Annotated in this window: 13 protein-coding genes; 3 read left to right on the top strand and 10 right to left on the bottom strand. The window is 43.9% G+C overall.

Translation table 11 applies throughout. The features are described 5' to 3' along the window. Together L4C33_RS07170 and L4C33_RS07165 are read right to left on the bottom strand one after the other, a co-directional pair. A partial coding sequence (locus L4C33_RS07170; protein ID WP_428811752.1) for a HEAT repeat domain-containing protein occupies positions 1 to 744 on the bottom strand: 744 nt, incomplete at its 3' end. A gap of 9 nt (positions 745 to 753) precedes the next feature. After that, positions 754 to 2,091, bottom strand: a complete 1,338-nt coding sequence (locus tag L4C33_RS07165; protein WP_428811751.1) for an anaerobic sulfatase maturase — start codon at positions 2,089 to 2,091, stop codon at positions 754 to 756. 150 nt (positions 2,092 to 2,241) lie between these two features. Here L4C33_RS07165 and L4C33_RS07160 point away from each other — a divergent pair, with 150 nt between their 5' ends. The 3 genes from L4C33_RS07160 to L4C33_RS07150 all read left to right on the top strand — a co-directional run bounded on the left by L4C33_RS07160 (position 2,242) and on the right by L4C33_RS07150 (position 5,212). Then, positions 2,242 to 3,030: a formylglycine-generating enzyme family protein gene (locus L4C33_RS07160; protein ID WP_428811750.1), complete on the top strand. Its 789-nt coding sequence runs from the start codon at positions 2,242 to 2,244 to the stop codon at positions 3,028 to 3,030. 71 nt (positions 3,031 to 3,101) lie between these two features. Then, positions 3,102 to 4,787 (top strand): alkaline phosphatase family protein, encoded by a 1,686-nt coding sequence (locus L4C33_RS07155; protein WP_428811749.1) that lies wholly within the window; start codon positions 3,102 to 3,104, stop codon positions 4,785 to 4,787. Positions 4,788 to 4,984: 197 nt separating this feature from the next. Further along, entirely contained in the window at positions 4,985 to 5,212 is a 228-nt protein-coding gene (locus L4C33_RS07150) for a PAS factor family protein (RefSeq protein WP_428811748.1), read from the top strand. Between the two features lie 135 nt (positions 5,213 to 5,347). On the opposite strand, the gene L4C33_RS07145 is transcribed toward L4C33_RS07150, so the two are convergent. From L4C33_RS07145 to L4C33_RS07110, 8 genes are all read right to left on the bottom strand, one after another. Next, positions 5,348 to 5,950: a LysE/ArgO family amino acid transporter gene (locus tag L4C33_RS07145; protein WP_428811747.1), complete on the bottom strand. Its 603-nt coding sequence runs from the start codon at positions 5,948 to 5,950 to the stop codon at positions 5,348 to 5,350. 47 nt (positions 5,951 to 5,997) lie between these two features. Then, positions 5,998 to 6,921: a LysR family transcriptional regulator gene (locus L4C33_RS07140; protein ID WP_428811746.1), complete on the bottom strand. Its 924-nt coding sequence runs from the start codon at positions 6,919 to 6,921 to the stop codon at positions 5,998 to 6,000. Between the two features lie 165 nt (positions 6,922 to 7,086). Beyond that, a complete protein-coding gene (locus L4C33_RS07135) occupies positions 7,087 to 8,415 on the bottom strand; it encodes a BatD family protein (RefSeq protein ID WP_428811754.1) in 1,329 nt (442 codons plus the stop codon). 113 nt (positions 8,416 to 8,528) lie between these two features. Then, positions 8,529 to 10,262 (bottom strand): VWA domain-containing protein, encoded by a 1,734-nt coding sequence (locus L4C33_RS07130; RefSeq protein ID WP_428811745.1) that lies wholly within the window; start codon positions 10,260 to 10,262, stop codon positions 8,529 to 8,531. Beyond that, positions 10,255 to 11,070: a VWA domain-containing protein gene (locus L4C33_RS07125; RefSeq protein WP_428811753.1), complete on the bottom strand. Its 816-nt coding sequence runs from the start codon at positions 11,068 to 11,070 to the stop codon at positions 10,255 to 10,257. Before L4C33_RS07125 ends, L4C33_RS07130 begins: the two co-directional genes overlap by 8 nt. 359 nt (positions 11,071 to 11,429) lie before the next feature. Beyond that, the gene (locus tag L4C33_RS07120) at positions 11,430 to 11,999 is read right to left on the bottom strand and encodes a DUF4381 domain-containing protein (protein ID WP_428811744.1); all 570 of its coding nucleotides are present in this window, start codon (positions 11,997 to 11,999) and stop codon (positions 11,430 to 11,432) included. After that, positions 11,999 to 12,961: a DUF58 domain-containing protein gene (locus L4C33_RS07115; protein WP_428811743.1), complete on the bottom strand. Its 963-nt coding sequence runs from the start codon at positions 12,959 to 12,961 to the stop codon at positions 11,999 to 12,001. The genes L4C33_RS07120 and L4C33_RS07115 overlap by 1 nt, the downstream gene beginning before the upstream one ends. Positions 12,962 to 12,973: 12 nt before the next feature. Then, entirely contained in the window at positions 12,974 to 13,972 is a 999-nt protein-coding gene (locus tag L4C33_RS07110) for an AAA family ATPase (RefSeq protein ID WP_428811742.1), read from the bottom strand. Between the last annotated feature and the right edge of the window lie 306 nt (positions 13,973 to 14,278).

Raw genomic sequence — 14,278 nt, 5'->3', positions numbered from 1 at the left:
ATAATGTAGCGCACTGTTATCAGGCATGATTTCAATGGCTCTATCTAAAGTTTCTACCGCTAAATTATCTTTACCTTGGGCTCTGAAATTATCCGCATAGCTTAGCCAAACTTGTGGTACCTCTTGGCGATGCTTTAACAATTCAACATATACGGTTTCAGCTTGAGCCCATTGGTTATACCAACGAAGTACATCAGCAAATAATAGCTGATACTCTTCCGTACTCTGCCCTTCCAAAAACGCTATCAACTCCTTTACTGGCGCATCGAGTTGCTGTTTTTGGCTCTCAGTAACAGAATTATAATCTCGGACTAAATTTGACGCTGCAGTGTGTCGAACCATCACTTCAGGATCTTCCAACAATGGGGATACCATTTTCCAGCGATGGTCTAATTGATACGGTTCAGAGCCTATAATTGCAGCTTCACGGATCTCTGAGTTTTTATCTTTCAATCCACGAGCAACGGCAACCAAAGCATTTTGACTCGGAAAAGTACGCAGCTCCTGCAAAGCATTTGCTCGGCTCGCAACAGATTGATTCTGGTCTTGTGCAATATATGAAAGCTGGCTGATCCTGCTTTGGGTATCTTGCACCTGGCTAGTCGAAGCTGCCACTCCTTTATCCGGGGAGTCAATGCTGCGGGAATCTGGCGATAATTCGCTACCGTTAGCCAATGCAGTGGTCGATACAGTTAATGCAGATGCTATCAATATCGCGCTAATTTTAAGTTTATTCTTGAACATGATGCTTCCCTAAAACTTAGTTTCAAACACGGCTGGTTTTACTTGGCGAGCGCGTAGTCGTTCAGCATGAAGAACGGCATCACTATGCTTACCATGGGCAACAGGGTGATTTGTCGCTCTAAGAATGTAGGCCAACGCTTTGTCTGCATGAGCAAAGAACTTATGCCAGCCAGCACACAGGTAATTCAAACCAGACTCTCCACTCTTCGTTTTAATAAACCGATTTTTGGGACACTCCCCATGACAGGCAAATTTATAGTCACATTGCTGGCATTGAGACGTCAGTGTTCTTGATTTCGCGAAGCCAAACTCCTGCTGCGGTTTGCTATACGCCATATCGTCCAGTTTCTGATGATGAATATTCCCTACTTTGTATTCCGGATAAACATAATGGTCACATGCAAACACGTCCCCATTGGGCTCCATCGCTAGCCCTTTGCCACATATTTCATTCAAAGTGCACAACGGGTTTTTACGACCCATCCAGGTTTCAACACTCGCCTCAAAATATTGCACAAACACTTTGCCAATGTCGTTTTGAGCCCATTCATCAAATACAGCGATGAGAAAATTCCCCCACGCTAAGTCGGATACACACCAAGGCTCCATAATGGAGTTTTTATGCCCCGGTATGAGCCTTTTGTCTCCTTGCTTGAGCTGCTCAGATAACTGCGAGGTTTGCGGAGCAACAGTTCGGAATGTTTTCTGTTCTACGATAGGAATGAACTGCATTTGTGGTGACTTCACTACATCACGTAAGAACCGATAAACTTCTAATGGATTCTGGCTAGTTAAGTTATTCACACAGGTAAGCGTTGCAAACTTCACCTGGTGTTTATGCAAAAGTTCAACCGCAGCCATCACTTGCTTAAAGGTTCCCCTACCGGCGCGGTTAGTGCGATACGCATTATGAAGAAGCTCTGGCCCGTCAATGCTCAGGCCAGTCAAGAAATTATTCGCGGCTAGAAATTCGCACCATTCATCGTTCAACAAAGTGCCGTTGGTTTGCAGATCGTTTGAGATAACGACATCTTTTGGCTGATACTTTTTCTGCAGAACCACTATTTTCTGGAAGTACTCAAGGCCGAGCATGGTCGGCTCGCCGCCTTGCCAAGAGAAGATAATTTCAGGGGTGTTTTGCCCCTCAATGTATTGACGAATATAAGCTTCTAACGTTTCGTCATCCATTTTGGGTGAGCACCCTTTTTTGTACTCTAGTAAATCCTGCTTACTCAAGTAATAACAATAAGTACAGTCGATATTGCACGCTGCACCAATCGGTTTAGCCATGACATGTAATCGCTTAGATGCCTTGCCGTTATGTTGTGGGCCTTGAGTAATATGCATGTTTCTTTACCTCGTTTTGACTCATCTTCTCGCTTTCTGGAACCATCATAAATGCCTATGAAATAAGAGGCTTGTTATACCCTTTATAACCTTTAGGTATGACGCAACTGGATAGAATTATGGCTCCTTACGTTTAGCCTGAGGTTCATCATGAAACCAATAAACTCGAAGCACTTCGCTGCGTTCAGCACCTTAACCCTAACCTTGCTAGTCAGTGGCTGTTCAAGCGCCCCTACCCACCCTATCGCTCAGAAAATTGACTTAGAAATGGTACGGGTTGAGGGCGGGAGTTTCGTAATGGGATCTGATTCTTCAGATGCAAAAAAAGCAGAACAACCAGCACGTGAAGTAACAGTAGATAGCTTCTATATGGCTAAGTTTGAAGTCACTCAGGCGCTATTTGAATCTGTCATGGGCTCTTCATTGAGTTACTTCAAAAATCCACAAGTGCCGGTAAATAACCTGAGTTGGCAGCAAGCGAACTATTTTATTTCACAGCTCAATGAGTTAACGGGTGAAGAATACCGCTTACCAACAGAGGCGGAATGGGAGTTTGCGGCAAAAGGAGGCAATAAAAGCCAAGGCTTTACCTATAGCGGTTCAAACAATATCGAAGATGTCGCTTGGTATTCAGGGAACTCAAAGAATCAGGCACAACCGGTCGGGCTTAAAAGCCCTAATGAATTAGGCCTATACGATATGACAGGTAACGTAGGTGAGTTCGTAATCGATGCTTTCGATGATACCTACTATCGATTCGGCCCTACGAACAATCCAAACAATGCCAAGGACAGTGACATTAATTTGTCTCACAAGTCAGTAAGGGGTGGCAGCTTTGCTTACGGCGAAGATGAATCTGAAAGCTACCGTCGCGATTTTGCAAGCCAATCAATAATCATGTCTGACATGGGCTTGCGTCTAGTAAAAGATGTGGACTAACTGCTAGGGATATTCGATCACCACAATGAACTCCTGAGTTACGACAATCACATGCTAAATAAGGAACCCATATGCACTACCTCAAACTTTCAGCGCTAGGGTTAGCACTGATATGCACACTTCCAGTGGCAGCCAACGAAACGAAACCTAACCTTGTTCTGCAAATTACAGTCGATGGGCTTAGAGCCGACTTACTTGAGCGCTACCAGCACAACTTTGGAGAAGGTGGTTTTCGCTACTTAATGGAAGACGGCACTTACTATACAAATGCACATTATCAACATGGAAATACAGAAACCATTGTTGGCCATGTATCGCTAGCTACCGGAGCACCGCCCAGCGTTCATGGCATGGTAGGCAACGTATGGTATGACCGCAATGAAGAACGCCTGGTGTATAACGTGGAAGATGGCAATTATGAAATGCTAACTTCCGGATCTGGCGTCGACAAAACAACAGAGATCGACCCTACACAAAAAACGGCTTTGAAAGATGGGCGTTCACCAGAACCAATTCTATCGACCACATTCAGTGACGAGCTCACCGTGGCAAGTAGCGGTCAATCTAAGGTCTTTGGTGTATCGGTAAAAGATCGTGGCGCGATTTCGCTAGCCGGACATAGTGGTAAAGCGTTTTGGTTCTCCAAAGCTCAATCAGAGTTTGTCACCAGCAATTATTATTATGATAAGTACCCTGACTGGGTTACCCGTTGGAATGAAAAAGAATTCGCCAAGCAATATTCTGGGACGAAATGGGATTTGTCACTACCAAGAGAAAACTACACCCTCAAAGAACATAACCCTGATCATAAGGTCGATTTAGCAGGGTTTCAGAGAACGTTCCCCCACCCTTACGCTCCGGCGAGTTACAAATACTACAGTACCACCTTAACGGTTAGTCCGGCCGGCGATGAGATAACTGAAAACTTTGCGAGCACGTTACTGCAACAAGAAAAGTTAGGTAAAGGGAGCTTCACCGACTACTTATCTGTGAGTTTTTCTTCCAACGATTATGTGGTTCACCTATATGGGCCAGAGAGTTTAGAAACTGAAGACAACCTAATTCGCCTAGACAGAACCATCGCTAAGCTCCTAAAGACCGTCGATAACCAAGTTGGTTTAAACAACACCTTAATCGTGCTGTCTGCTGATCATGGCGTTCCAGAATCTTCACCTGCAGCAAATGGCCTAGGGTTTAGACAAGCACAATACTTCAATAAAGAGACTCTTCTTTCACAAGGTGTCGAACAAAGGTTGAAGAAAGAGTTTGGGCTAGGGAAAGATGCTATCCGCCTTTACGCGCAGCCATACATATACCTGGATCATAATGTCATCGCGGACAAGGACGTAAACTTAGCCGATGTTCAAACAGCGATTACCGATGAAATCGTAAAGGTGAAAGGTGTCGCTTACGCCTACACGAGTAGTGATATCGCGACTAATCGCGTGCCCGACACTCATTTGTCTCAGCTCATCAAAAATAACTACCACCCTGCACGTTCAGGAGATGTGTATGTGGTGTTTACACCTAGAAGTTATATTAACGACATGGAAGGGCTTCAAATCGCTTCAACTCATGGTTCTCCTTGGCGCTATGATACCCACGTACCCATTATCTTTGCCGGATATGACGTAGAAGCACAAAAAGTGACTAGAGCGGTAACGCCATACGATATCGCACCGACTTTATCGAATAAGCTTGGTATAACTCAACCGAGTGGTTCTATCGGCGAGGTGTTAGAAGAAGTCACTAAGTAACATCGACATTTTAAGAATAAAAAGGCTCTTATATGAGTCTTTTTATTAGGATTATTCTTATCGAGCATCACAAAATAGATTGAAGTTTGTCGTATTTTTGGTGAAATTTTTGTTATGTGATTGATCTCCCTGAGCCAAAATGATTGAAAAGATATAATTTCGCATATGAATGTTATGGACTAACCTGAGGACACCCCATGAGTACAACTGCAACCCTCATATACGACACTTTAACCAGCCTATCGAGTGGACAACCAGAAGAATACGCAGAAATACGTCAGAACTTGTATAACCATTTAGATTTATCATTTGATAAGCAATTAGCTCTGTATTCAAACGTACTAGGTCCAGTTAGTTCAGGGAAAGTGACAGATTTCGATAGCGCTGTTATCGATGCCTATAAAATAATGGAACTCTCGGAATAAGCGAGTTCGATATATGTAGTGCTGCTTATCAAAGTAGTGCAGCACTGCCCCCATCCACATTGAACAAAGCTTAACCTTTCGCTCCTTTGAGCATTGAGCCCACCCTATCTATATTAGGGGAATAAATACCTTCCTTTAGACTCCCACGACCAAAGACAAAGCAATACTGAACATTACAATTCCGACCAGAAACTCTAGCACTTTCCATGATTTTGGCTTTTTAAACAAAGGTGCTAAGAATCTGGCTCCGTAACCTAACGAAAAGAAAAAGACCACAGACGCGGTCATCGCCCCGAAAGCAAACATGGTTTGCTGTGGTTGATATTGAGTTGAGATAGATCCGAGCAAGACGACCGTGTCTAAGTACACATGTGGGTTAAGCCAGGTAAATGCCAAGCACATCAAGATGGCTTCAAGCATTGAACCTTTCGACTCGCCACTAGACACTAAAGCGTGATTACTTGTTAGTGCAGATTTAAAACTGAGGAAACCATAAACCGTTAAAAATAGTGCACCTCCATAACGAGCTGCCGTTTCAATTTCAGGAAACTGTTTAACGATAGCGCCAAACCCTGCAACACCAAATCCAATCAAGATTGCGTCAGACAAGGCACAAACCATACAAATGACAAACACGTACTGGTTTTTAAGGCCTTGCTTTAAAACAAACGCATTTTGAGAGCCGATAGCCAAAATCAGTGATAGCCCAAGTGAAAAACCTGCCAGAAATGTTGTCATCGTTATGTATTTCGTCTCTAGTCAAACAGGGAAATGGTCACGTAACACTAATTGCTACTTTGAGTTGAGCTGCGAAGTTGTTTCGCTGCGGCTTTTATTTTCGCTCTTAACCATTTATGACTCGGTTCATTCGTTCGGCTAGGATGCCAAATCATGCATAAATCTAGGTTAGCGAGTTCGAAAGGTAAGGGCGCTGTTTTCACTTTGTATTTTTCAGAAAAACAGTTCACGGATGATAAAGGTAGTACACCGATGTAATCCGATGATTCAATCACAGGTAGCATCTCCACCACACCTGCTGCTCTATAAACGATATTGCGCTTCTCTAACTCGGAATAATCTTCGGAACTCAACAAGCTTTTACGCGCTTGCCAACGTGAAACCACAACATGATCTTCTTTTAGAAATTGTTCCATCGTAACCGAGTCGTTAAGCCTTGGGTGATCTTGGCTACAAACAACAACTAACTCTTCAGTCAAAATGGGTTCATGCTTTAACAGCGTTCGTCCTCGGGGAGTCATATCAATGATCACATCATGGCGCTGTAAACGTAGGTCCGATTCATAATCTTCCGTGAATAAAGGATGAACCTCTAAAGCAATAGACGGAGCAACCTGGCTAATGAGATTCATCACCTTAGGCATCAATTCGTAGCTAGCAGCGGAAACACAAGCAATTGAAAAAACACGGCTGGTTGTTTTAGGGTCAAAATCTCGGGACGCCGACAACGTCGAAGTGAAATTTTTAAGCGCTGCAGCCATTGCAGGATAAATATCACTAGCGAATGCCGTTGGGTCAACACCTGAAGTTGTACGATGAAACAAAGGCTCATCATAAATATCACGCAATCTAGCAAGCGCTTTACTCACCGCAGGTTGGCTAATATCCATACGGCTTGCAGCTTTTGATAAATTACGCTCTTCATAGATAGCTACAAATATCGGAATAAGATTAAGCTCGGTACTTTTCATACAGTTCCATATTCAATGAGCGAGTTTACATAATAGGAAACTCACTAAAATTGTTCGATGTGTTTCAATTGAACTTGAGTGTTACGCCTACTAATTAGCCAGAAATCTCAAATATAGTGAAACCTTTGAGCTTCTTCATTCAGCTGAAAAATGGCGGGCTATAGCTTATGTCTTGCTGCTTTTTTGAGCTTTCGTTTCCACTTTACTAAAAATTGGATCCGTTTCTAGTATGGGTAATGCTTTAGGTATTGATAGATAACTTCTCGAAACTCGTTTCCTTCGGATCGTAAACCACAGCCTTTTAAATACTGTTTTATCTCGAATACCACGTTGAAGGTTTTGGCTATCAGATTGCCATTGTTGTTCATCAGAGAATGGGGCTAACTCTAGGCTAGAACTCTTTACTCTTAACTGTCGATAAATCGCAGTTCGTAACTTGGCCCAATCACCAGCTTTCAATAGACGATGAAAGACCAACCATTGTGGTGTGGGTCTATTTCGATAGTAACGCCTAATTCCGACAACTAAGAGTACGAACAGCAGAACGCCAAAAATTACAGAGGCAATAACGGCTGAGTACAGTTGTATAGCCGATTTGAATGTGTGCTCAGCAACAAAAGACTGGCCTTTTACTACAACCTTTTCGAGTGTTTTAGTCTCTGAGTTCCACCATTGAAAGTGGTAATCTGGAAAAACTAACTCGCCACCTTGTTGTATTACGTAAACCACCTCTTCGGTTCTGCTTGTTCGATAATCACCACGCTCTTGAGTATCATCCAATATATTGGGCTTCGGGTAACTTTGGTATTGCTGAGTCGACACTTTAGCCACCAGATCGGGCAATAGTACCGAAAGAGAGTTCTTTGCCTTTAATGCCACTTTACGGGTTAAAGCGTCCCCCACTTTCAAATGTTCACCAGACTGCTGCCACTCTTGTGATACCTCGACATCCGTCGCGCTAAACCAAGGGATATCATGACTCAAGAGACCCGACGGCAACCTAGCTTCGAACGTTATAGGTTTTGTGTATAAAGTTCCTGAAACATTAGATCCGTCAGGGGCAGAAACTTGAACCTTAACTGGCGTAGGTGGGATAACGAAAGTACCTGATGTTAGCGGGTATAACGTGACTTCCCATCGCTGACGAGACCACGTTTGCCCATTTTTCCTTTCCGCATAATTAGTCGCGAGTTGGTTGCGTTGTTTTGCAATGACATTGGGAATTTCAATGYTGCCAATTCGGGTCCCCCCAGTCAGCCAGCGGGGTGTTGCTACTTCAATAGTCAGCACAACCTGCTCGTTGACACTGTAGCTTTCGTTATTAATGCGAACTTGCTTGTTTGAGTCGCTTTCACTGCCTAATTGAACCTCTTCTCTAGCAGTTGTGTTTTCTTTTTCCTGTTCTCCAACCCAGGCAACAATCTCAATATCATTGCTTCTTTGAAGATCATAGATATCGATGGCAAACGCCTGTCGACTAGTCGTACACAGCATGAAGAAGGCAAGTACAAAAAAGGCTAATACTAGTGAGGATTTTCTGACAGCCTCCAATAACTTCGAAACAATGTCCGAACTATAATAGCGCGGCTTCGCGAGTAAATTCACACTCATAGTTCTAGCTCCTTCTCATTAGCCACAGGCGCTACAGGCTCTCGTAACTGAATTTGAAATTTGGCTCTTAGAAAGTACTTAGGATCAGATTCAACACGTTTAAGCCATTTATCAGCTAACTCCTCGCTTCCCAGTATTTCTCTCGCGTTTAGCGTTTCCTTTAGCATTAATTCCGCAGCTGTATTTTCCTCTGCGCCATCACCAGTTCGAGGTTTATCGTCATCGAGTTCAAACGACTCTTCTGGGCCATCCGTTGTACCCGATTGACTTTCACTGGTTCGATTCACGTCTTCGACGATACCTTCAAACACTTTTAGGTTGTGCAGAACGTCCGCTTTAAGCTCTGGGGCTAAATCGGTTTTTTTTGATAGCTCGGTAAGTAAATTCAATGCTGCTAAGTATTCGCGCTGCCTTGCAAGCGCACTCGCTGCATTATATAAGCCCAAGTCACTTGTCACTCCCGCTTTACTCTCCACTTGCAAAAAAGAGCTGTGCGCAAGTTTAAACTCGGACGCGTAGTAATAGGCAGTTCCCTTACGTAGTGGATCGACAAAGTGTTTAGCCGCTTTCAGGTACTCATGTTGATTGAAATAACGTTGCCCTTGTTGATTGGGTGTTAACCATAAATCCCACCACCATTGAGTGGTTTGATCCCAAACAGTAACGGGTGCTATCTGCTGGGATTGTTCATCTTGGACTTTCTCTGATGTGGTATGCACTGTTTCTGCCGAGATAGTTGGAGCGTAAGTAGAAAGTGATAACGCCAAACCAACAATACACCATTGAACCAACCAACCTTTTCGAAACCAGAGCAACATGATGATCGCCATGGGAACTAGCAAGCCATATCCCATGTCTTTCCATGGCATTGAGGATTGGCCATTGAGCTGCATGTTGCGCTCTACAGCTCGGTTCAGAGTTTGAATATCGCTATTATCAATGGTGGTTTCAACAAGCCGTCCCCCGGTTTTATTCGCCAGTTCCTCAAGTGAACCCCAGTCCACTGGGTTATTGCCCATCGTATTTCGATTACCCGCTGCGAGTATTAGAAGCTGATACGGAGATTGCTCAAAAAAATCTTGATAAGCTTGAATCGAGGCAGGGGTAACGCCGTCCGTCACTAACAAGACACTTGACCCAAGTTCCCTAGACAACTGCTGGGCGATTAAAGGCAAGGTATTTTCAGAAAACTTGCCATCAACAGGCATAATTTCAGGGTTAATTGCCGCAAGAAAAGGTTCAAATACCTGACTGTCTTGTGTCACAGGCATCGCAATATGGGCGCTGCCCGCATACACAACCAATCCTGTTTTTCCACCTTTTCGCTCGGCAAGCAAGTCACTTATTTTCTGCTTAGAGCGTTCTAATCGGCTAGGAGGAAGATCCTTTGCTAACATGCTTTCACTGTTGTCTAGTACCACGAGTATTGATGCTCGGTCTTCCCCAAACGGCGAGGATTCTCTCTGCCAACTTGGGCCAGCACAAATGATGATTGCGATACTAACGATCACCATAAGTAACTTAAGGGGAAGTTGCTTACGCCAACCAGTTTCACCAATGGTTAACGCATTGCGTAAGTGTTCAGGAAGTATGTCCTTCCAACTTGGTTTTGTTTCTTCTCGCCAGCGTAACCACAGCAAAGAAAACATTGGAATAAAAGCGATTAACCACCAAGGTCGAATCAAATGGAACTGAACAAAGAATTGCTGAAAAGTAAGAGAATCAAACATCAGCGCCTCCATTTTTAGGATCGTTTCCTTGAATGACAATCGGCTGTTCAACATCTCGACTTATGGTTACTCGACGAGTTCGAATTCTATGTAAGGTCGCTAGACTAAAAGCCGCTAGATACATCACAACAACAATTGCCATTAAGTAATGATGTACGCTTTGTTTTGGACGATAAGTGGTACTTTCGTACAACTGCGGTTCTAATTCGCCAATCGCACTATACGCAGCAGTCAGTTCATCACGATTCATAGCCTCGAACGCTTCACCTCCAGACTCTTCCGCTATTCGTTTAATCGTGTCCATATCTAAAGCGACCTCTCCTACAGTCTGCGGATCACCCATGGCAATAACATGGATTCGAACTCCTTTCGCCTGTGCCACTTTGGCCGCATCTATAGGCTCAACAAAACTTCCTGTATCGTTGCCGTCCGTTAATACAATCACAACTTTTTCTCTGTCTGCCGCTATTAAGGTTTCTCCGTCTTCCGTAATTGAAATTTCACTGCTCTTTGACTGACTCTTTAGCTGGTTAACTTGGCTTTGTTCAAACACTTTGATAGCCAATCCTATCGCATCTCCCAAGTGTGTACTTTGCCCTGCCATCGCCACATCTGTTTGCTCTAGAAGCTCCAACCAAACGTCTTGGTCAGCAGTAAAAGGCGTTTGTACAAACGCTGCATCACCAAATAAAATCAACCCAAGTCGATCGCCTTTCCTTGTTTTGACAAAATCTGCCAATACTTGCTTTGCCGCATCTAATCGAGAAACTTGATCACCTTTCAGCGAAGTAAAATCTTTCTCTGCCATCGAACCGGATAAATCCACAACGACCATGACATCACGCCCTAATTGCTCTCTAATTTGAGGTTCTCCAAGAACGGTTGGTTTAGCTAAAGCGCAGACGACAAGCGCCCATGTGACACACAAAGTTGCGCGCTGCCACCAGCGAGGAGATAATTGACTCGCACCCGAAGACGGTGTTTCACCAATGGCATTCACCAAATCGTCAAAAAACGGGACTTTTATAGCGACTTGCTTAGTGCGATAAGCCGGAACGAGAAAATACACCGCCAACGGTAGAGGCAATATCAAGAACCACAGCGGGTGAATGAACTCAAAGCTTGAGCTGTTCACAGTGAGACTACTGCTCAAAATAGAAGAAATACTCATAAGCCTTTCTCCTGAGCGTGGTGATTTATAACCCAGTATCGTGCGTATTGAATCAATGTTTGTTTCTGTTGCTCATCGAGATGAACAGAGCGACTTTCTAAGCTTTGCATCCATGTTTGAGCCAGCACATCATCCAGAAGGTGATCTGCGGAAAACTGTTTTTCTGACTTGGCTTTTGCAGGCTGATCGTTTGTCCGCTTTGGTTTTACAAACTTAGGCTTAGCTAAATAACTGTCTAATCGGTCTAAAAAGTTCGTTCCAAATAAATTCGCATTGTTTGAATTTAAGTAACGAAGCACGACTTTCAACACTTTGAACACCTTTTGAGGAGACACCTCATCACCCTCCGGTAAAGCGTCTAACACGGCTAACGCTTCACGACGGTACCGATTATCCCACCAATGTTTAGCCACTCGATAAGCGGTGTAAGCAATGCCTAAAATCACTACAGCAGCTAAAATCTTCCAACCTATCGTTTGCGGTACCCAACTAACGCTCTCTGGTACCGAAACATCATGTAACTCGCGAAGAATATAAGTACTTGGAGGGGTATGTATGACTGCCACTATCGACCTCCTACCCGCTTTTGAAACTGAGAGATGTGCTCACCTGAAGTATCTAACTCAATGAAAGGAAGTTGTTTTATCGCCATTAGCTTGGTTAATGAGTCACGCTGAAGAAAGGCTTTTTGTGCAAGGCTTCTACTCGCCGTAGACACTTTAGTTTGGCTATCTAAGTTAAGCTGGAACTGCCCATCACCAACGACCCAGTTAGCTTTAGCAAGATCATGAGGCAGGGACTGCTCCAATGGGTCACTTACCATAACGGCAAGAATGTCATTGTGTTGTTGTAACTGTTTTAAATGATCTAAGTGCTGTTCAGAGCAATCACGCCAATCGCTAATAAAAATGAGTGTTGATTGCTTAACTTGCGTGCGCTTAACAAGCTCTAACCAGTGGTTAAAAGCCACATCGTCACTATCGTAAGTTGCAACACTGAGGCTTTGGTTCGCACGTACAATACGTTTTAATTGAGCGAGGAGATCATTCTGAGAACGCTGCGCTTTAGTATGAAAGAGCTTTTTATGCGATGCGATGACAAAACCTACTCTATCGCCGTCTTTCAAGACCCGCCAACCGCATATCGCTGCAATCTCTGCCGCCACAACTGACTTCATAATCTGCGTAGACGAGAAAAACATCGAGCTACGTTGATCGACAAAAATGATCACATTCCGATCTTTTTCTTCTGTATAACTACGAACATGAGGCTTGCCCGTTYGCATAGTCACTTTCCAATCGAGATTTCGGATATCGTCGCCAAGTTGATAATGACGAAGCTCTTCGAAATTAAGTCCGCGCCCCCGAAAAAGCGAATTGTGCCTACCCGATAATACGCTGCCAGCTTTCAAATGAGGTAACAGCGAAAAGGACTCTGCTTGTGCCTGTAAGCGCACTAAGCGTGCATAATCGCAATACAAGCGCTCATCATGAGTATGAGATTTCGGCGCTAGTGTTGGCTTTGCCATATCGCCCCCTAATTATCCGATCTCTACACTATCTAACAACTCTTGCACAACTCGTTGATGGTCAACACCATCTGCTAGCGCATCATATGAGAGAGAAAATCGATGGCCGAGTACCGCAGGAAGCATCGCCCTCACATCATCTAAAGTTACGTGGTCACTCCCTTTTAACCATGCGTAAGCTCTAGCGCACTTATCAAGGGAGATAGATGCCCTTGGGCTAGAGCCGATTTCAATCCATTTGGATAAGCTAGAGTTTGGATAACGCTCCGGTTTACGTGTTGCCATTACCAGTGCCACGATGTAATTTTCGACAAGTTCAGACACTTCTATAGCTGGTAGTTGGCGCCTGGCTTCAAGCACTAATTCAGGCTCAATATGTTCGTGGGTAATTATTTCCGAGCTTGTTTCATTGCCTTGATCTTCATTTCTCAACTCTTCACTTCTTACCAAGCGAATGATGTCGCGTTCCGCTTCATCTTCTGGGTAATCCACCGTGATCTTCATAATAAAGCGATCCATTTGAGCCTCGGGTAAAGGGTATGTCCCTTCTTGCTCAACAGGGTTTTGCGTGGCTAGCACCATAAACAAATCCGGCAGCACATGAGTTTGTCCACCGACCGTAATTGTGCCCTCCGCCATCGCTTCAAGTAACGCAGCTTGCACCTTAGCGGGAGCTCGATTGACCTCATCGGCCAATACAATGCTGTTAAAGATTGGACCTGGTTGGAAGTAGAGCTGCGGCTTTCCATCTTGCTCTTGATAAACCTCTGTGCCAGTCACATCTGAAGGTAATAAGTCCGGTGTAAATTGAATACGACCAAAACTGGTATTGAGTAAGTTGGCAAGCGACTTAACCGAGCGTGTCTTTGCAGTACCCGGTAAGCCTTCAAGTAAAACATGCCCATTGGTAAGCAGCCCTATCACCAACGCCCTAACAACATGGCTTTGTCCAATAACACTTTTTTCAGTTTGTTCTATCAGTCGATTTATTGCTTGTTGTGCGTGGTTCATCAGTCACTCTTCCATTCAATCTGGCTACGTACATCCTATCCAGAATCGTCATAACTATTGGTTATACACACCATAGCCAGAGACCCGAAATTAGCGCTAATTACGGCCTTACTGATGACCAGATTCTCAACTTTTCATTTGATTTGATTTTTGGACTTGAGTAGCCTTTCTAAGGATATTGAACAGCCGACCAAATCAGCCCCATAACATTTGGTTATAAAGACTATAAAAGGACAAGTAGCCCATTCGAGATTAATGTTTCGCTAACGATGCGTGGCCTGTAACGCATTAATCTCAAATAACAAT

It is taken from the genome of Vibrio makurazakiensis (assembly GCF_050337375.1).
GTDB classification, from domain to species: Bacteria; Pseudomonadota; Gammaproteobacteria; order Enterobacterales; family Vibrionaceae; genus Vibrio; species Vibrio makurazakiensis.
This window is presented reverse-complemented; position numbering and strand designations above follow the sequence as displayed.